At 45.6% G+C, this 18,618-nt stretch carries 15 protein-coding genes; 9 read left to right on the top strand and 6 right to left on the bottom strand.

Going from position 1 to position 18,618, the window contains the following annotated elements:
- Nucleotides 1-136 precede the first annotated feature (136 nt).
- On the top strand, nucleotides 137-2,308 hold the full coding sequence (locus M9194_RS02990; RefSeq protein WP_284676489.1) for a TonB-dependent receptor: 2,172 nt from the start codon (nucleotides 137-139) through the stop codon (nucleotides 2,306-2,308).
- 46 nt (nucleotides 2,309-2,354) lie between these two features.
- Here M9194_RS02990 and fhuB read toward each other — a convergent pair whose 3' ends face one another.
- From fhuB to M9194_RS02975, 3 genes are read right to left on the bottom strand one after another with little or no spacing between them, the layout of a single operon-like run.
- Entirely contained in the window at nucleotides 2,355-4,358 is a 2,004-nt protein-coding gene (fhuB, locus tag M9194_RS02985; RefSeq protein WP_250610913.1) for a Fe(3+)-hydroxamate ABC transporter permease FhuB, read from the bottom strand.
- Nucleotides 4,355-5,239 (bottom strand): iron-siderophore ABC transporter substrate-binding protein, encoded by an 885-nt coding sequence (locus M9194_RS02980; protein ID WP_250610911.1) that lies wholly within the window; start codon nucleotides 5,237-5,239, stop codon nucleotides 4,355-4,357. Before M9194_RS02980 ends, fhuB begins: the two co-directional genes overlap by 4 nt.
- A gap of 21 nt (nucleotides 5,240-5,260) precedes the next feature.
- Nucleotides 5,261-6,028, bottom strand: a complete 768-nt coding sequence (locus tag M9194_RS02975; protein ID WP_250610909.1) for an ABC transporter ATP-binding protein — start codon at nucleotides 6,026-6,028, stop codon at nucleotides 5,261-5,263.
- 134 nt (nucleotides 6,029-6,162) lie between these two features.
- Here M9194_RS02975 and M9194_RS02970 point away from each other — a divergent pair, with 134 nt between their 5' ends.
- The 3 genes from M9194_RS02970 to M9194_RS02960 all read left to right on the top strand — a co-directional run bounded on the left by M9194_RS02970 (nucleotide 6,163) and on the right by M9194_RS02960 (nucleotide 9,320).
- Nucleotides 6,163-7,431: an MFS transporter gene (locus tag M9194_RS02970; protein ID WP_284676488.1), complete on the top strand. Its 1,269-nt coding sequence runs from the start codon at nucleotides 6,163-6,165 to the stop codon at nucleotides 7,429-7,431.
- Between the two features lie 5 nt (nucleotides 7,432-7,436).
- Nucleotides 7,437-7,838: a helix-turn-helix domain-containing protein gene (locus M9194_RS02965; protein WP_250610907.1), complete on the top strand. Its 402-nt coding sequence runs from the start codon at nucleotides 7,437-7,439 to the stop codon at nucleotides 7,836-7,838.
- A 201-nt stretch (nucleotides 7,839-8,039) separates the two neighbouring features.
- Entirely contained in the window at nucleotides 8,040-9,320 is a 1,281-nt protein-coding gene (locus M9194_RS02960; protein WP_250610905.1) for a malic enzyme-like NAD(P)-binding protein, read from the top strand.
- A gap of 90 nt (nucleotides 9,321-9,410) precedes the next feature.
- On the opposite strand, the gene metJ is transcribed toward M9194_RS02960, so the two are convergent.
- Nucleotides 9,411-9,731 (bottom strand): met regulon transcriptional regulator MetJ, encoded by a 321-nt coding sequence (gene metJ, locus M9194_RS02955; RefSeq protein ID WP_250610903.1) that lies wholly within the window; start codon nucleotides 9,729-9,731, stop codon nucleotides 9,411-9,413.
- Nucleotides 9,732-9,908: 177 nt separating this feature from the next.
- Here metJ and M9194_RS02950 point away from each other — a divergent pair, with 177 nt between their 5' ends.
- The 3 genes from M9194_RS02950 (at nucleotide 9,909) to metF (ending at nucleotide 14,670) form a co-directional block, all read left to right on the top strand.
- Nucleotides 9,909-11,078 (top strand): O-succinylhomoserine (thiol)-lyase, encoded by a 1,170-nt coding sequence (locus M9194_RS02950; protein WP_250610902.1) that lies wholly within the window; start codon nucleotides 9,909-9,911, stop codon nucleotides 11,076-11,078.
- Between the two features lie 15 nt (nucleotides 11,079-11,093).
- Complete coding sequence (locus tag M9194_RS02945) at nucleotides 11,094-13,505, top strand: bifunctional aspartate kinase/homoserine dehydrogenase II (RefSeq protein ID WP_250610901.1); 2,412 nt, start codon at nucleotides 11,094-11,096, stop codon at nucleotides 13,503-13,505.
- Between the two features lie 274 nt (nucleotides 13,506-13,779).
- Nucleotides 13,780-14,670 carry a methylenetetrahydrofolate reductase gene (metF, locus tag M9194_RS02940; protein WP_250610900.1) on the top strand — a complete coding sequence of 297 codons (891 nt, stop codon included), beginning with the start codon at nucleotides 13,780-13,782 and terminating at the stop codon, nucleotides 14,668-14,670.
- Between the two features lie 75 nt (nucleotides 14,671-14,745).
- Here metF and zapB read toward each other — a convergent pair whose 3' ends face one another.
- Nucleotides 14,746-14,988 (bottom strand): cell division protein ZapB, encoded by a 243-nt coding sequence (zapB, locus tag M9194_RS02935; RefSeq protein ID WP_250610899.1) that lies wholly within the window; start codon nucleotides 14,986-14,988, stop codon nucleotides 14,746-14,748.
- A gap of 232 nt (nucleotides 14,989-15,220) precedes the next feature.
- Between zapB and glpX the strand changes: the two genes are divergently transcribed.
- Complete coding sequence (glpX, locus tag M9194_RS02930; RefSeq protein ID WP_250610898.1) at nucleotides 15,221-16,228, top strand: class II fructose-bisphosphatase; 1,008 nt, start codon at nucleotides 15,221-15,223, stop codon at nucleotides 16,226-16,228.
- Nucleotides 16,229-16,437: 209 nt separating this feature from the next.
- Nucleotides 16,438-17,094, top strand: a complete 657-nt coding sequence (locus tag M9194_RS02925; protein ID WP_250610896.1) for a YiaD family glycine zipper/OmpA-like lipoprotein — start codon at nucleotides 16,438-16,440, stop codon at nucleotides 17,092-17,094.
- A gap of 64 nt (nucleotides 17,095-17,158) precedes the next feature.
- On the opposite strand, the gene M9194_RS02920 is transcribed toward M9194_RS02925, so the two are convergent.
- Nucleotides 17,159-18,607 (bottom strand): ATP-binding cassette domain-containing protein, encoded by a 1,449-nt coding sequence (locus M9194_RS02920; RefSeq protein ID WP_250610894.1) that lies wholly within the window; start codon nucleotides 18,605-18,607, stop codon nucleotides 17,159-17,161.
- Nucleotides 18,608-18,618 lie beyond the last annotated feature (11 nt).

Here is an 18,618-nt window from a genome sequence, read left to right as displayed (position 1 = left end):
CATTGGTAAGAAAGGGCTCATTCAAACGTTTAATAGTTATAAAAGGAGCAAAATTTAAGGACATATAGCAACTGAATAATAATTATTATCAAAACTATTAAGACTAACATTTCCAAGATATTTAAGAGTAAAGCAGATGATACGCAGTCATGGGAAGAATCATTCCCTTTCATTACTGGCAATGGCCATTTCGTCAATTGTCACTTTCAGCAGCACAAGTGTTTTCGCCCAAGAAAACAACTCACCACAAGATACTATGGTTGTCGTGTCCAGCATGACCCCTCGCGCGATCAGTGATATCCCTGCCTCGGTTCTGTATATTGACAATGAGCAAATTACCCAGCAATACCGAGCAGGCAAAAGCCTGGCCGATATACTATCGGCCTCGATACCTGGCTTAGATGTCGCCACAGGTGGCCGCTCCAATTATGGCCAGAACTTGCGTGGGCGAAGCATGTTAGTCATGATCGACGGCGTATCAATGCAATCTTCACGGCCGATTAGCCGCCAACTAGATTCCATCGATCCTTTCAATATTCAGGGGATTGAGGTGTTATCTGGCGCCACATCCATTTATGGCGCAGGGGCCACGGGTGGCGTTATCAACATTATCACCAAAAAAGCAGACAGCCCCAAATTACAACTGGAAAGTTACGCCAGCACCACATCGGGGTTCAATGCCAGTAATGATTTTGACTATAAAGTTGCTCAGTCCATTTCCGGGGGTAATGACAAAGTATTGAACCGCACCTCCGTGGTATACACAAAGACACAAGGCTTCTACGATGCCGATGGCACCATCGTTACTCCTGATATCACCCAAGGCTCAAACCAATTTAATCAGACCATAGATCTGCAATCACATTTCACATTCAATCTCGATGATTCGAGAAATGTAGATTTCTTAGCACAGTATTACGATAGCCAGCAAGACTCACCCTATGGCCTATATATCGTCAATGGCAATTTCGTCGATGTGCGAGATGGCTTTGAATCGGATAGGCAGCAAGGTACTGAGCGCATCATGCTCAACGCGGTCTACAGCGACCCATTTGTTTGGGGAGGACAGCAGTTCATCGGCCAAGCCTCGTTCCGACGAGAAAATCAAACTTTCTCCCCTTACTATCAAGCCGCTTCGCAACAAATTACCAATGTTTACGCATTAAAAGGGGTTTTGTCGAAAACCATCAATAAATGGAATTTCGTTTATGGGCTGGATTCGTATTTAGATCAATTTACCAGTAACTCAGATCTATTTGACCCAACGATTGCAGATAACTCTGGCAACATGATCAATAAAACCTACGCCAATGTGGGTCGATACCCTGGAGTAGATGTGAGCTCTATCGCCGCGTTTCTTCAGACCGAATACAAGATCACGGACAAGTGGTTAGTACAAGGCGGCTACCGCTTCCAATACATGTACAATAAAATCGATGACTTCGTTTCGTACGCCACACAAAAACAAATTGCAGAAGGAAACGGTACTTCCGCAGATGCCGTGCCAGGTGGTAACACCGATTATTGGATAGGGCTGTTCAATATTGGTACCATTTACAAGCTCACACCTTCTTCTCAAGTGTGGGCCAATTTCTCACAAGGCTTCGATCTCCCCGATCCCGCAAAATACTACGGCCAAGGTAATTACACGCTCAATGGCAACCATTGGGATCTTGATAGCAGTATTAATGTGAACAGTTCAAAGTTATCTGGCATTAAAACCAACAGTTACGAAGTTGGCTATCGAACCGATACCGACAGCACCAGCTTCCAATCATCGCTCTATTATTCTTACTCAGATAAGTCGGTAAAATACGACAAAAATACCCTCAACATTGTCTCTGTTGAAGACCCGATCCAGATTTATGGGCTGGAGTCTAAGCTCTCTTATTGGCTGCTCGATAACGTACAAGTCGGTGTTTCGGGGAATTATGTAGTATCCAAAGAAAAATCGAATGGTTCTTGGGTAAATATGAGTGCAGACACCGCCAGTGCCTCAAACAGTAGCTCTTGGGTGAGCTGGTACAACAAAGATCTAATGCTAAAACTTCAAAGCCAAACCATGTATGACTATAAAGATGATAATGGTAATGAACTCAATGGTTACACCACATTCGACTTGTTAGGAGGATACCAGTTGCCAGTGGGAAGTCTTGGGTTTGGTATCCAGAACCTATTCAACAAAGAATACACTACGGTTTGGGGACAACGAGCGCAGATCCTATATTCAAGCCAATACTCTGCCGCCGCTTATGACTATAAAGGTCGAGGACGTACCTTCACTTTGAACTATCAAGTTAAATACTAACTACACAAAAGCCATGCCGTCTGGCATGGCTTATTCGCCTATAAGCTTATCGATTCACTGACAAACGATATAAGAAGTAAGCGCCCCCTACCAGTGAAGCAAGTAAGCCTGCTGGGAATTGCCACGGATACCAGAGCGTGCGACCTAACCAATCCGCCACAACCATCACAATGGCGCCTATCATCGCCGCGGTTATCAGTTGATCTCTAGCTTTATATTGCCCCAAACTACGCGCCAAATGTGGTGCAAGCAATCCAACAAAACTCAAAGGACCAATAACAATGGTGCACACCGTGGTTAATAGCGCTACGATCAACAGCAGAAGCATCGAAAACCTCTGACCATTGACGCCTAAACTGCCCGCTGACCAATAACCTAAACTAAACACATCCAAAGTTCGATGGAGGCTAACAGCGATAAGCCCTAGCAAAGCCACGGTACCAGCTAACAAAGTGACCTCTGATGGCGTGATAAGGTACGTTGAACCCGACATCCAAGTAAGAAGTGATTGGTTTTTTTCTTGCCCCGACGCGAGCACAATGCGTAGCAAAGCATCAAGCCCGGCACTCAGTGCCACCCCAGTGAGCAGCATTTGTAGCGGAGAAAAGCGATTTTTTCTAGATATTAACAATATAAACGCCGTCACGGCCACAGCGCCTAATGTGCCACTTAACAGCTGCTCGTGCCTATTTATCGTTATTCCCATCAAAGAGCCTAATACCAATGACAAAGCAGCGCCTGAGCTAATGCCTAGTATCTCTGGGCTTGCCATAGGGTTTGCAATGATTCTTTGAATAATCGCACCAGCAATAGCCAAGCCAATCCCAGCAAGCATGGAACCCACAACCCTCGGCCACCTAAGGTTGAGAATGGCATCGGAAGTCATCCAGTCCCAGCCAGATTGTCCCTTTCCTAGCATTAATGCCAAGAGCAAAGACACAACCAAAATAGCCAGTAGCACCAATACAACATTAACAAATGAACGCCGAGGGGGTAGCAGGCTTATACTAGGTTTAACTTTAATTTCTGGTAACAGTTGCCTTCTTTTCAAAATAAACAGCAAAAACGGAGCGCCAATCATCGCAGTCATCGCACCGGTTGGGATCATATCAGGCCAAATACCCGCAATAGATTGCACCAGTAAATCGGCAATCAATAATAATATTGCACCTACTATCCCACTATAGAAAAGCAACTTATTAGTATGCCTAACCCCCGACATACGTACTAAATTTGGCGCTACTATACCAATAAACCCAATGATACCGACCTTACTGACCACGACCGAGGTGAGCAAAATGGCTATAGTCAAGGTTGCCACTCTTATGATTTTGGTGTTCACCCCGACACCTGACGCGATACCATCACCTAGCTTTAAGGTCGACATCACTCTAGACATAAGGATAAGTAGCATGCTAAGAACAATACAGGTAGGCAACAACGCTTGCACACCACTCCAGTCTGTTTGATTTAAGCTGCCCGAGCCCCAGACAAATAAACCTGACAGTTTCTGATCAAAGGTAATCAGTAACATGGTATTTAAAGCGCCTAAAAATAAACTGGTGACCATGCCCGCCAATATCATGTTAATCGGCGAGTAACCACTTTTTGCCGACAAGAGAAAGACCACTAAGGTTGCAACCGCTCCACCAGCAAAGGCAAACATAAACTGGACGTACACCGCTCCTGCCGACATCCACAACATGGCAACGGCCATACCAAATTCCGCTCCCGCTGCCACACCTAATGTTGTCGGTGAAGCAATAGGGTTACGCAGAACCAATTGCATCACCGCGCCGGATAGCGCCAAAGCAAACCCAACCAGTAAGGCGATAGCCAATCGTGGCAAATAGGTAAAGTAAACCACGATTTCTTGGTAGTTAGAGGCATTAAAGTGAAATATCGTATCCCAAACTAACGCTATTCCCTTACCGTAGGGAACCGTCTGTTCGATAAGCCAAAAGACAGCAGCGGCCAGCAAAGCACAAAAAGCATATTTAGCCACATTATTTGACGTTTTCTTGGGGTACGCTTGAGCAGAAGAAATCATAAATGCGTGAATGCCTTGGTTATATTTTGACTAAAGCGCTGTACATCAATTAATCCACCAAATGTCCATATCGCCGGTAACGTGTAGACCGAGTCTTGTTTCACAAACTTCATGGCATTCCATAGCGCCGAGTGCTGCAAAAACGTCTTTTGTTGGGAACTCAATGGACCGAGAATAACAATATTGGCATCTTGGTATTGCGCTAAAACAGGTACACCAACTGTGGTAAAGCCCCACAAGTTAGTCGGTTTGGTCCAGACATTGGTTAACCCCATGGCAGACGCAACGGAGTTAATCAGCGCACCCTTGCCATGAATTCGAACCGTATTGTCGTTGATAAATCTCACAAACAACACAGGCTTGTTATTTTTACCCTTCTCCTGAATTACACGTTTATCATCCTTAAGCACTTGCTCTGTCTCACTGACAACAGAATTGGCCTGTTTGCTTCTATGGAATAACTTTCCGAGTGCCAAAGTGATCCGCTTAGCATTGAGGTAAGGGCTTTTATTATTGTCATAAATGGTATAGATCTTCGTCGGTGCAATCTTACTCAGCTGTTGGTAGACAAGTGATAGATGATTACTTGCGATGATAAGATCAGGCTTAAGTTGAGCAATCAGCTCTAAGTTTGGTTCTGTCCTCGAGCCTACATCAACGACGCTTTGAGGTAACTTCGGGATTTCAACCCACTGCCGGTACCCTTTTGCATCTGCGACACCCACGGGCTTAACGCCAATACTGACTAGGGTTTCCGCTAACGCCCAATCCAATACAACCACTCTTTTGGGCGGAGAAGTCAACGTAGTCGTTTCTATCTCGTTGGCAAAAGTGGAGGAAAAAGAAAATAGACAGATAAGAGCGACGATTATCTTATGCACAACAAATCCTCGTAAAATGCATTAAGGTACGTAGCTGACAGGAATATCAGCATTAGGATGATTAAACATAGATAGTTTAATGCCATAAATATGTTCGAGTGTGGTCGGATTCATCAACGCTTTGGGTTTACCTTGAGCAATAACTTTTCCCGAATGAAGCGCAATCAAGTGGTCGCTAAACTTTGAGGCCATATTGATATCATGCAACACCATGATAACCGTCAGTCCGCTCTCACTATTTAAATCTTTTATGAGCTGTAATAGCTCATATTGGTGAGCAATATCTAATGCTGAGGTGGGTTCATCAAGCAGTATGCACTGGCTCTGCTGGGCAAGTAACATAGCAACCCAAGCTCTTTGTCGCTCTCCTCCCGACAACGTTGACACGAAATGTCCACTCATATGAGAAAGACCGACTTGCTCTATGGAGCGATCAACTAACTCAAAGTCCTCAGTTTTGTAGCGACCAAACATGCCTTTCCATGGATAGCGACCAAATAAAACTAGCTCACGAACCGTCACACCTTCTGGGATGATTGGCTGCTGGGGTAAATAGGCGACAAACTTGGCAAATTCTTTGTTGGATAAATGACGGATATTTTGCAAGTCCATTGATACTTCGCCATTACTCGGCTCATATTCTCGACTCAATAACTTCAGCAAAGTAGATTTGCCACTGCCGTTGTGGCCAAGCAGTGTGGTTATTCTTCCCACTTGAAACTCTAAAGTCGTCGGATGCAAAATTTGCTCACCATCGACCTGAAAAGATGCATTACATAAGACAAACATGATTTATATGCGTTGCTTCACTTGATGTTTTAAATAGCTCAGTAATGTAGCATACAGAATCATAAATGATAATGGTTTTCATAATCATTATTGTTTGTTAGTATGTGTCGCGATTGTACAGTGAGGCGGTAATTTTGAAAAAATCTCGAGATTCTATTCAATTAAAGTCATTTGTTATCAGTTTCGTCGCATCGCTTATGGGTGTTGGCCAGAACGGATTGCTCGTCTCTTTACCCTACCTAGTCAATATCTCAGCATTTCAATTACCCACTTGGTCAATCGTGATTGCGATAGGGAGCTTTTTATTCCTACCATCCGCGCCATTCTGGGGTAGATTTAGTGATAAGCACGGACCCAAGATCGTCGTCTCTCAAGCGCTGATAGGGATGGCGGTCAGCTTTTTTCTCATTTTCTTATTCACAAAACTGAGCGCCACGCATACGCAACATACCCTGATTCTATTAACAGGTCTCGTTATTGCTAGGATCATATATGGGCTGACAGTATCCGGGATGGTACCAGCCGCGCAACATTGGGCGATACTTCTCGCTCAATCATCAGGCAGTAAAGACCTCGATGCAGAAGAGCGCGAACAAAAGCGCGTTAAAGCCATTGCCGGGGTGAGTGTCGGCTTAAGCTCAGGGCGATTGATTGGCCCGCTTTTGGCTATCGGTTTACTGAAAATGAGCCCGTTTGCGCCAATTGCCATTATGGCCATTTTTCCAACGCTCGCATTGATTGCGGTACTCTTTTTACCTAAGCCTCAATCTCAACACTCCGTTGCGAGCAACAAAGCAAACCACCTAGGCTGGCTACCACCTAAATCGATTCTGCCCTTCTTGTTTACCGCCTTTAGCCTTTGTGTCACCGTTGCGTTAATCCAATACAGCTTTACTCCGATGATCACTGCAATTACGGCTTGGCCGATAGAAAAAGTAAGTAACACTATCGGGATACTATTGTCATTTGGTGCCCTAGCAACGTTTTTAAGCCAAGTCACACTGATCAAAAAGAAAAGGTTGGATATGTCATCCATGTACAGGTTGGGAGCCATTTGTTTAGTTGTCGGCTACATATTGTATCTGTTTGGCAATATTTGGTTATTTGGCGCTGCAATTATCCTGTGTTCTTGTGGCTCTGCATTATTAGTGCCCGCATACACGGCCAAAGCAACCTCGACATCTAGTGGCTCTCCTGGCGTTGTTTCCGGTTATATTTCTATGTTTCATACCTTGGGCTATGGATTTGCTTCTCTGTTAGCGTTTACCGCAAGTATTTCGGCGCAGATTCCGGTGTTAATCAGCCTATTGCTTTCTTTCATCATCCTGTTGGTCGCCTATCTGATTACTGCCAAACCCATTCCAGAAAGTAGCCGCAATCATACCGCTAAAAATGCGTCGTAAGCATCATGGCCAGTGTCTCAAAAAAGCCACAATCGTTAGACGCCGAAGCGCTAATTCCCAATGTAGCTTGCAATCGAATCCAACAGGTTTTGCTGTATATTCACCAAAACCTGCATACCCCTCTAACGCTGGAAGACATTGCCAATTTCAGCGGCTGGTCCCGATGGCAACTGCAGCGTATGTTCAAACGAGAAACCGGCGACAGCGTGGCGAGTTATGTTCGAAACCTCAGACTGAACGAAGCCGCTCAGCGCTTAATTCATACAACAGACCGAGTGCGTGATATCGCTATCATGTTAGGCTTTGGTTCAGAAGTCAGTTTAAGTCGAGGGTTTAAAAAGAAGTTTGGCGTAAGCCCGAGTACTTTTCGCAAACACAATCAGCTCCAATGCCAGAACATTAAATAGCTCATCCTCCTTATAGCGTTCCATACTCACCTATTGGGTGTGCTTATAAAGTGATGGGGCATAAAATGCTATTTAGATCACTGAGTAACAAACTCATATTCTCCTTACTTTCGAAATAGCGTTTGTCGGTTACACTCTCTATTAGGACACCTCGCGCCAGAAAAATCGGCGCCCCATTCACTACAATAAAAAGTAACGCCAATGTCTGAAGAAAAACCAACCAAGAAAAGCGCTCCAGAGTCCAAACTACGAAAAAAAGCGCTGGATTACCATGCCAACCCTACCCCAGGGAAAATTGAAATTACCCTCACTACTCCAGCAGAAACCGTCGAAGATCTGTCCCTTGCCTATAGCCCAGGTGTTGCAGAGCCAGTGCGTGAAATTGCGCAAAACACGGACAATGTTTATAAGTACACAGCAAAGGGCAATTTGGTAGCGGTGGTATCAAATGGCACCGCAATTCTAGGGCTGGGAAACCTAGGTCCTATGGCCTCTAAGCCAGTTATGGAAGGGAAATCCTTACTGTTCAAACGCTTTGCTGGTATCGACTCAATAGATATCGAGGTGAAACACCGAACGATTGACGAATTTGTAGATACGGTAGCCAATATATCCGATACCTTCGGTGGGATTAACCTTGAAGACATCAAAGCACCAGATTGTTTCGAAATCGAGAGGCGTCTTATTGAACGTTGTGATGTGCCCGTTTTCCATGACGATCAACATGGCACTGCTATTGTGACCGCGGCAGGCATGTTGAATGCCATCGAGCTGCAAGGCAAACAATTGCAAAATTCGACCATTGTTTGTTTAGGTGCAGGCGCAGCGGCGATTGCATGCATGGAGTTATTGATTAAATGCGGTGCGATGCGGGAAAAAATATACATGTTAGACCGCAAAGGCGTCATTCATACTCGTCGTGACAATTTAAACGAATACAAACAGCTATTTGCTAACAATACGGATAAACGAACCTTGGAAGAGGTGATTGAAGGTGCTGACGTCTTTCTCGGTGTCTCAGGTCCCAACTTACTCTCAGCCGAAGCGCTACAATTAATGGCTGACAAACCGATTGTGTTCGCCTGCTCCAACCCCGATCCAGAAATTAAACCTGAGCTTGCTCACCAAACAAGGCAAGATCTCGTCATGGGTACAGGGCGAAGTGATTATCCAAACCAAGTCAATAACGTACTCTGTTTCCCCTTTATTTTCCGTGGGGCTTTAGACGTTCGAGCCAGTGAGATAAACGATGAAATGAAGCTTGCTGCGGTGGAAGCAATAAGGCAGCTGGCCAAAGAAAAAGTACCACAAGACATACTCAAAGCCGCTGGAGTAAAAGCGCTAACATTTGGCAAAGACTATTTTATTCCTAAACCCATGGACTATCGACTTCTACCCCGTGTCGCCAAAGCCGTGGCAAAAGCGGCGATTGATTCAGGTGTGGCTCGCATAGACATGCCAAAGGGGTATATGGAAAGTTAGTTCCAAACAAAAAAACGCTGACACTCAGTTCAGCGTTTTTTCATTGGCTTAGTTTTATTTTGTAAAAAGTCGTTAAGAAGCTAACAAATCTTACTCTTCATCATAAGACTCAAACTCAATCCCCATTTCCGTCATTATCGCTTTGGCTTCTGTTGGGATATCATCTGGGCGATCTTTACGCAAATCTTCATCAGTCGGTAACGGCTGGCCTGTGTAAGCATGTAAAAATGCCTCACACAACAATTCACTATTTGTCGCATGGCGTAGATTGCTAATTTGGCGTCTGGTACGCTCATCAGTCAAAACCTTCAACACTTTCAACGGAATAGAGACCGTTATCTTTTTTACTTGTTCGCTTTTTTTTCCGTGTTCAGCGTATGGGCTTATGTATTCACCATTCCAATCTGCCATTGCGCACCTTTCATGTTCGTTGTAACGTCAATTTTATTGTGGATTTTAGCTACATTTAAGGCCATAAGCAAAGACATATAGACGTCTAGAAGTGTTGACGTCTCATATTTTGACAAGTAAAGTGTGCAACAAAAGCCCAGAAACTGTCTAAATGATCATCGAGAAAGGAAACTGATTATGAGCGCCCGTAAACCAGCCACTATCGCGGTACGTACAGGTATCGAGTCTGATTCACAGCACCATGCGGTGGTTCCCCCCATTTACCTTTCCACGAATTATGGCTTTCCTGCATTTGGTGATGTCCCCCAATACGACTACACTCGCTCTGGGAACCCAAATCGCGGCTTACTAGAAAAAGCCCTGTATAAGCTTGAGTCTGGTAAGGGAGCCGTCGTCACCAATTGTGGTACCTCTGCGCTCAATTTATGGGTATCCACATTCCTTTCACCGAGTGACCTCATTATTGCCCCTCACGACTGCTATGGTGGCACATATCGATTGTTTAACACCCGAGCGCAAAAAGGTGATTTCAAAGTACAGTTTGTCGATCAATCCGACCCACAAGCACTTGCCTCAGCCATGGCTCTCAAACCAAAACTTGTCCTCATTGAAACGCCATCTAATCCTCTTGTTCGCGTCATTGATATTGCGCAATTGTGCGAGCAGGCCAAGCAAGTCGGTGCCCTCGTTGCGGTAGATAACACCTTTTTGACACCTGTATACCAAAAGCCTCTAGAGCTTGGCGCAGATTTTGTTATTCACTCCACAACAAAGTTTATTAATGGTCACTCCGATGTTATTGGTGGTGTCGTCATAACTAAGTCTGAGCAGCACGCAGAAGAACTCGCATGGTGGGGAAACTGTATTGGTGCAACCGGGACACCCTTTGACAGCTATATGACACTGCGTGGCATTCGTACTCTGCAAGCTAGGATGCGAGTTCATGAGGAAAGCTCACACACCATACTGCAGTACCTTCAATCTCAACCATTGATAGGCACCTTATATCATCCAAGCCTTCCCGAGCACCCGGGCCACGAGATTGCGAAAAAGCAGCAATCTGGCTTTGGCTCTATGCTTAGTTTTGAATTCAATGGCAACTATGAGCAACTTAAACACTTTGTCAGCGAGCTTCAATTATTCTCATTAGCAGAGTCACTCGGTGGGGTTGAAAGCCTGATCTGCCACCCGGCAACAATGACACATCGAGCGATGGGTGAAGAAGCGCTAAAAGAAGCAGGGGTTTCCCACCAGCTTTTACGCCTATCCGTTGGACTAGAAGATGCACAAGACTTGATACAAGATTTAGATCAAGCACTCAACAAAGCAAGCGAATTGGCAAAATAACAGGAGATGCCTTAAATGACTCTGTCTCGTCAACTGCATAAATTTGGTGGTAGCAGTCTAGCCAATGCTGAATGCTACCAAAGAGTAGTCAAAATACTTGGCCAGTACTCAGGCGACAATGACCTTGTCGTCGTCTCGGCTGCCGGAAAAACCACTAACCGACTGATTGAATTTTTAAATGCCCTCGACAAAGATGGCCGAATCGCACACGAAACACTGCAATCTATTCGCCAATTTCAAACTGAGCTGGTAGAGCAGCTAATCGATGGAGAGGCCAAACAGCAGCTGATTGCTCAACTTGACGATGAATTCAGCACCTTGAGTGAGCTCCAGTCTCCTCTATTAGAAAGCAAGAAAGCCATTGTGCTAGGACACGGCGAACTCTGGTCTTCTCGCTTACTCGCCACCTTGCTCTGCCAACATGATTTGCCAGCGACAGCACAGGACTCTCGCGCATTTTTACGTGCCGAAGCTGGCACCCAGCCTGAAGTCAATCGCGGCACCTCCTATCCATTACTCAAAGAGTTACTGGCCCAAAACACCACCCAGCGTATCGTTATCACTGGATTTATGGCGCAGGATGAGTCCGGACAAACCGTATTACTTGGCCGAAATGGCTCGGACTATTCAGCAACCGTGATTGGCGCGCTCGCCGAAGTCGACCGAGTCACCATATGGAGCGATGTGGCTGGTGTTTATAGTGCCGATCCCAGAGTCGTTGCAGACACTTGCCTACTGCCTCTACTTAGGCTTGATGAAACCAGTGAATTGGCACGGCTCGCAGCACCTGTTTTACATAGCCGAACACTTCAGCCCGTCGCACAAAGTTGTATGGACCTGCATCTACGCTGCAGCTACGAGCCAGAATCAGGCTCGACACACATCGAACGAGTACTGGCCTCTGGACGCGGCGCCAAGATTGTCACCTCTCTTGATGACGTATTACTGATCCATATTGATTTCGGCTCTGGTCATGACTTTGAGCGCTTGCAGCAAAATGTACTGAATGGATTAAAGCAAGCACAGCTTGAGCCTCTTACCTTTGAATCTCAACCGGATAAGCATTGCTTAAAACTGGCCTACACCACTGAAATTGCCAATGGTGCCCTAAACTATATACAAGACTCTGCTATTGACGGCGAAATTAAGCTCAAAGAAGGCTATTCATTAGTGGCCGCAGTGGGGGCCGGAGTCACCAAAAACCCGAACCATTGCTACTCCTTCTATCAACAGCTAAAAGATGCTCCGGTGGAATTCATCACCGAAACTCCGTCTGCTTTGAGCCTAGTAGCCGTGTTAAGAAAGACAGATACCACACCACTTATTCAAGCTATTCATAGTCGCCTATTCCAAGCACAGAAACGGGTAGCGATTGCCCTGTGCGGAAAAGGCAATATTGGCGCTAGCTGGTTGTCTTTGTTTGAAAGCCAGAAAGAAGAGTTAGAAAGAAGGCAAGGCATGAACTTTGAGCTTGTTGCCGTCGTCAGCAGCCAAACCTATTGGTTTGATGAGTCTGGCATTGACGCCAAGTCGGTAATAGACAAATTTGACGACGAAGCAACAGCTTATGAAGGAAAAGAATGGATAAAGAGATTGGGTGCCATCCAAGGCTATGATGATGCAGTGGTGCTCGATGTAACCGCCAGTGCAGAGCTTGCCAACCGATATCTTGATATTGCCAAGCAAGGTATGCACCTTATCTCGGCAAATAAAGTGGCAGGCTCGGCTTCCGGGGATTACTACCAACAGGTTCAATGTGCATTTGCCAAAATTAACCGCCATTGGTTATACAACGCAACGGTAGGCGCTGGCTTACCCATCAACTACACGGTGCGAGATCTCACTGAAAGTGGCGACGATATAACAGCCTTGTCCGGTATATTCTCTGGCACACTGTCTTGGTTATTTCAGCAATTTGATGGCTCAGTCCCTTTTGCGGAATTAGTTGATCTAGCATGGCAGCAAGGACTTACCGAGCCAGATCCGAGAGCCGATCTCGATGGCTCAGACGTAATGCGTAAGCTGGTCATTTTGGCGCGAGAAGCTGGCCTCACATTGGAGCCAGAACAAGTCAAAGTAGAGTCGCTAGTACCAGAAGAGCTGCAATCCTTGACCTTGGATGAATTCTTAGACAAAGGCCAGTTGCTCAGCGAGATTTTGCAAGAGCGGCTAGAGAAAGCCCAACAACAAGGCAAAGTATTGCGTTACGTTGCCCGATTAGACAAAGACGGCAGCGCCACTGTTGGCGTAGAAGCATTGTACAAAGAACATGCACTGGCAAACCTGCTGCCTTGTGACAATATCTTCGCCATTGAAAGCAAGTGGTACAAAGATAACCCTCTGGTCATTCGAGGCCCTGGCGCCGGACGAGATGTGACTGCAGGTGCCATTCAATCCGACCTTAACCGTCTGGCTAGTCTTATTTAGTCACCGCTTCTCACTCCAGCATGGCCAGATAAATACTGGCCATGCCCATCCCAATAACCCTTTCCCAGCCGCTTTTCACAACAATTACAACTGAACTCCTTTATGCTGATAAATGAAGTCAGATCATCTTGAAGATACTTGGGTATCAACATGAATAAATTTCATGTTCGTTGTATTGACAGCAAATCGTATTCAATCCATCCTATGGACATATAGACGTCTAAACGTAAATAAAGTTTAAATTAGTGGTGAGATAGGCCGCGGGGAGAATAACATGGGATACACACACGCTAGCCATATTGATGCTTTAAACCAAAACATCGCCGAGCTTTCTGACAATATCAATGTCTCATTTGAGTTCTTTCCTCCCAGCTCTGAAAAAATGGAACAAACACTGTGGAGCTCAGTGCATCGCCTGAAAACACTTCAGCCTAAGTTTGTTTCAGTTACCTATGGCGCTAATTCTGGTGAACGCGATCGCACCCACTCCATCATCAAAGAAATCAAAGATCAAACAGGGCTTGTGGCGGCACCTCATCTCACTTGCATTGATGCTACTAGAGAAGAGCTGGTACAAATTGCAGATGACTACTGGCAAAACGGTATCAAGAATATAGTGGCTCTGCGCGGCGACATTCCACCAGGAAGCGGCAAACCTGAAATGTACGCCTCTGATCTGGTCAAGCTATTAAAAAATCAGCATGATTTCGATATCTCGGTTGCGGCTTTTCCTGAAGTTCACCCAGAAGCAAAAAGTGCTCAGTCCGACTTATTGAATTTAAAACGTAAAGTCGAAGCAGGTGCCAATAGAGCTATCACGCAATTTTTCTTTGATGTAGAAAGCTATTTAAGATTTCGTGACCGCTGCGTCGCGGCAGGGATCGAAGTGGAGATTGTCCCTGGCATTCTACCTGTGTCTAACTTTCAGCAGGCTTCAAGGTTTGCGGCTCAAAACAACGTGAAGGTACCTGGATGGATGGCGAAGCAATTTGAGGGGCTAGAGGACGACCCAACGACTAGGCAGCTTGTCGGCGCTAGCCAAGCCATCGACATGGTTCGGGTTCTCAGCCGTGAAGGGGTAAAAGATTTCCACTTCTACACTCTAAATCGCGCTGAAATGACTTACGCCTTATGCCACACACTGGGTGTTAGACCTCAGGCATAATAGGAAATTGCAGGCTAAGATGAAAAAACGCCAATCATGTTGGCGTTTTTTATTGCGCTATCCAAAGTGAGTAAATTACTCAACTTCTTCCATTTTACCCAAAAGGCTACGAATACGCTCTTGCCAAGCACTGTGTTCTTGTTGCATTTGCTCAGCTCTGCGCTCAAGCTCCTCACGACTTTCTTTTAGTTCGTAGGCTTCATTTGCCAATTGTTCTTTTTGCCCTTTAAGCTCTTCGACTTCCATCTGTAACAGTGCGATGGTATCGACTGCAGTTTGAATTTTTGCTTCTAGTTGTTCAAGTACTTCAAAAGACATCTTTGCCTACCTTGTATATTAATCGGTCGAGATTATTTCCTATTTTTCCATTCTACTCAGCTAGTGCCACAGAAACACCATCTATCTTCGATTTTTCCACTATTCGCGCAAAAAAAACACTTAAACTGCACAAAGCATTGCCATTAACCAATAACAATGAATCTCAACCCCTGATTTGCTTTGTGCTACTATCGCGCCAACAATATTTCCCATAGATTGATTTGGAGTTTGCATGAAACGTGATTTGGCGATGGCGTTTTCACGAGTAACCGAAGGCGCTGCACTTGCTGGGTACAAATGGCTCGGACGAGGTGACAAAAATGCCGCCGATGGCGCAGCGGTAGAAGCCATGCGCAATTTACTCAACCAAGCCGAAATCAACGGCGAAATTGTTATTGGCGAAGGAGAAATAGACGAGGCTCCCATGCTATATATCGGCGAAAAGCTCGGTTTAGGTGGCGATAGTGTCGATATTGCGGTCGACCCAATTGAAGGGACGAGAATGACAGCAATGGGGCAATCTAATGCTTTATCCGTACTGGCCGCGGGCGAACACGGCAGCTTCTTGAAAGCCCCCGATATGTACATGGAAAAGCTTGTCGTGGGGCCTGGGGCCAAAGGTTGCATCGACTTAAACAAACCTATCCAAGACAATCTACAAAACATCGCTAAGGCGCTAGGTAAGCCAATGCAAGATCTGGTGGTTATCACGCTGGCAAAACCACGTCATGATAAGGTGATTGCCCAAATGCACTCCTTGGGCGTAAAAGTCTTCGCAGTGCCAGATGGCGATGTCGCGGCTTCCATTTTAACCTGTATGCCCGACAGTGAGGTCGATGTGATGTATTGTGTGGGCGGAGCGCCTGAAGGGGTAGTGTCTGCTGCGGTAATTCGAGCACTCAATGGCGACATGCAAGCACGCTTACTGCCGCGCCATCTGGTCAAAGGCGATAGTGAAGAAAATCGCAAGTTTGGCGCAGAAGAGGTTAAGCGCTGCCAAGAAATGGGCGTTGAAGCTAACACCATACTGCGATTGGAAGATATGGCTCGCAGCGATAATGTCATCTTTTCTGCCACTGGCATTACCAAAGGTGATTTGCTAGAGGGCATCACTCGCAGCGGCAGTATGGCCACAACAGAAACCTTGTTAATACGAGGTCATTGCCGAACCATCCGACGCATCAAATCTACACACTACCTAGACAGAAAAGACCCAGAAATCAGAAAACTTATTTTATAATCAACACGATATTCTGTTATTTCCAACAGAAGGCGAAAACTGCAGCATTGGAGCCAATCAGCGCTCCAATGCTGACATCTTTGACAAACACTTTACACTCCCCTCTTTTGAACACTGTTCATCAAATACGCTATAATCCTGCGCAGATTTTTTATAACACCCTGCCTATCAACGGGTACGGATTAAGCGAACTGCGAGAATATAATCTTATGAAATTTAGTAAAAAGCTGGCCTCATTGTCGATAGCAGGTGCCATCGTTCTATCCGGTTGTACCACTATCAACCCGTATACAGGCGAGCAGCAAACTTCCTCTGTCGCGAAGGGATCTGCAATCGGTGCCATTGGCGGCGCGGTGCTTGGTGCTGCGACCAGTAACGACAAAGGTAAAGGGGCACTGATAGGTGCTCTTGGTGGCGCAGCAGTTGGTGGTGGCATCGGCTACTATATGGATGTACAAGAAGCCAAATTGAGACAGCAACTGCAAGGCTCTGGTGTTAGCGTGACCAGAAGCGGCAACAACATCACCTTAAACATGCCAAACGCTATCACTTTTGCAACCAACAGCAGCACGCTTAAACCAGGCGCAGACAAGGTGCTAAGCAGCGTGGTATTGGTTGTTAAAGAATACGACAAAACGCGCATCAATATTCTTGGTTACACCGACAATACGGGCTCGGCCAGCTACAACAAATTGTTGTCAGACAAACGTGCCAATGCCGTTGGCGGCTACTTCCTTTCTCATGGCACTAAATATGCTCGCCTGAATGAAAAAGGCATGGGAGAAGCAAACCCAATTGCCAGCAACAGTACTTCTAAAGGCCGCGCAGAAAACCGCCGTGTAGAAATCGTACTGACTCCAATGTAACCTATTGGATGACAAACTTTAGAGCCGCCAGCAGCGGCTCTTTTTCTATCAGCGAGTTTGTCGTTTAACCATTTCTTCGCTTAACCATTGGCACATAACCCGCTTGACCTGCTTCGAACTCGACAAAATTGTGAATAGCTGAAAGTGCTTCGTCTTCATAATGAGTCACATACAATATCTGACTCAAATTCGCCTTGGCAATCTTATCTAGCACGCAATACACCAACTTTCTGCTGAGATAATCTAAGCCTTGATAAGGCTCATCTAAAATCAGTAGCGCTGGCTGCTTGATCAGTGCTCGACCAATTAACAATAACCTTTGTTGGCCATAGTCTAATGAACGAAAACTGATTTTTTCCAGTGCCTTCATTTCTAGTACATCTAACCATTGGTAGGCCAGCTGGAGTTGGTGTTTACTGGGCTGATCGTACAGGCCAATCGAATCAAACAACCCCGATAGCAAAACATCCAGAGCATTACAGCTAACGCGGTATTGCAAATGCAGTGCAGAGGAAACGATGCCTATCTGGCGTTTGATATCCCAGATACTCTCACCGCCGCCCCGCTTCATACCCAAGACAGTAATATCATTACTGTAACTTTGCGGATGATCGCCCGTGATTAAGCCAAGTAACGTGCTCTTTCCACAACCATTCGGGCCTTTAATTTGCCAATGTTCACCGGCCTTAATCTGCCAATTTAAGCCACCGAATATGTGCTTATCAACATAACTGACTTCAACCTCATTCATCTCAAGCAACACATCATGACTATCACTTATTGCTGGTTGGGACTCAATTAAGTCCAGCATGACTTGAGCCTTTTGCTCAGACAGCGCTTTAATCTGACTCTTCAGCGGGTGTGCTGCCCATTGTTCTTTAGTCAAACACTCTGTCATTGATTGATGATCAAACAAGGCAATATGGCTAATACATTGCGGCAACTCATCTTCTCGAGAACTCACCACAATAAGCTGAATGTCGCTCGAGAGTTTATCCAGTAGTTCAGTGAGCTGCTGGCGGTGGGCCGTGTCCATCCCAGAATATGGTTCATCGAGAATAAGCAGTGTGGGCTTTTTCGCCAGTGCCATGGCTAGCATAAGCCGGCGCGTTTCCCCCGTAGACAGTTTTCTAAAGCCTGAATGCCTGAGGTGGTCCAGATCGGTCAACGAGATCAACTTATCGACATCTTCTTTATTCCCGGCCGAATTTTCAATCAGAGTTTCAACAGGCGTGCCATAATCAATGCGGTCTAAAAAATCTGTGTCTTCTTTGGCCAACTCTTCATCCAACAATTCCTGTTGCATAGACAAAGAAACACAAGCCACAGAGCTAGGCAGCCCTACCACCTGTCCAGAATTTGGCTGAATCTGCCCAGTTAAGATTTGGCACAGTAAAGAAGCGCTATGACTCTGTGCGGTAAAGATCGCCCAATGCTGGTTAGGATCGAGTTTCCATTCCTTGATTTTGAGTACGGAAGTGGCCTTTGAATAGTGGAGATTCTGTATATGCATAACTCACCTGA

Origin of the sequence: Vibrio sinus (assembly GCF_023634645.1) — a bacterium.
GTDB classification, from domain to species: domain Bacteria; phylum Pseudomonadota; class Gammaproteobacteria; order Enterobacterales; family Vibrionaceae; genus Vibrio; species Vibrio sinus.
The sequence above is the reverse complement of the archived record's forward strand: the minus strand, read 5'-3'. Positions and strand labels throughout refer to the sequence as shown.

Excerpts from the sequence above, each read along its gene's own strand:
- M9194_RS02925 (WP_250610896.1), top strand. The coding sequence starts at position 16,438 with ATGAAATTTAGTAAAAAGCTGGCCTCATTGTCGATAGCAGGTGCCATC.
- metJ (WP_250610903.1), bottom strand. The coding sequence starts at position 9,731 with ATGGCAGATTGGAATGGTGAATACATAAGCCCATACGCTGAACACGGA.
- M9194_RS02960 (WP_250610905.1), top strand. The coding sequence starts at position 8,040 with ATGTCTGAAGAAAAACCAACCAAGAAAAGCGCTCCAGAGTCCAAACTA.
- metF (WP_250610900.1), top strand. The coding sequence starts at position 13,780 with ATGGGATACACACACGCTAGCCATATTGATGCTTTAAACCAAAACATC.
- zapB (WP_250610899.1), bottom strand. The coding sequence starts at position 14,988 with ATGTCTTTTGAAGTACTTGAACAACTAGAAGCAAAAATTCAAACTGCA.
- M9194_RS02920 (WP_250610894.1), bottom strand. The coding sequence starts at position 18,607 with ATGCATATACAGAATCTCCACTATTCAAAGGCCACTTCCGTACTCAAA.
- M9194_RS02990 (WP_284676489.1), top strand. The coding sequence starts at position 137 with ATGATACGCAGTCATGGGAAGAATCATTCCCTTTCATTACTGGCAATG.
- M9194_RS02975 (WP_250610909.1), bottom strand. The coding sequence starts at position 6,028 with ATGTTTGTCTTATGTAATGCATCTTTTCAGGTCGATGGTGAGCAAATT.
- M9194_RS02950 (WP_250610902.1), top strand. The coding sequence starts at position 9,909 with ATGAGCGCCCGTAAACCAGCCACTATCGCGGTACGTACAGGTATCGAG.
- glpX (WP_250610898.1), top strand. The coding sequence starts at position 15,221 with ATGAAACGTGATTTGGCGATGGCGTTTTCACGAGTAACCGAAGGCGCT.
- M9194_RS02945 (WP_250610901.1), top strand. The coding sequence starts at position 11,094 with ATGACTCTGTCTCGTCAACTGCATAAATTTGGTGGTAGCAGTCTAGCC.
- fhuB (WP_250610913.1), bottom strand. The coding sequence starts at position 4,358 with ATGATTTCTTCTGCTCAAGCGTACCCCAAGAAAACGTCAAATAATGTG.
- M9194_RS02965 (WP_250610907.1), top strand. The coding sequence starts at position 7,437 with ATGGCCAGTGTCTCAAAAAAGCCACAATCGTTAGACGCCGAAGCGCTA.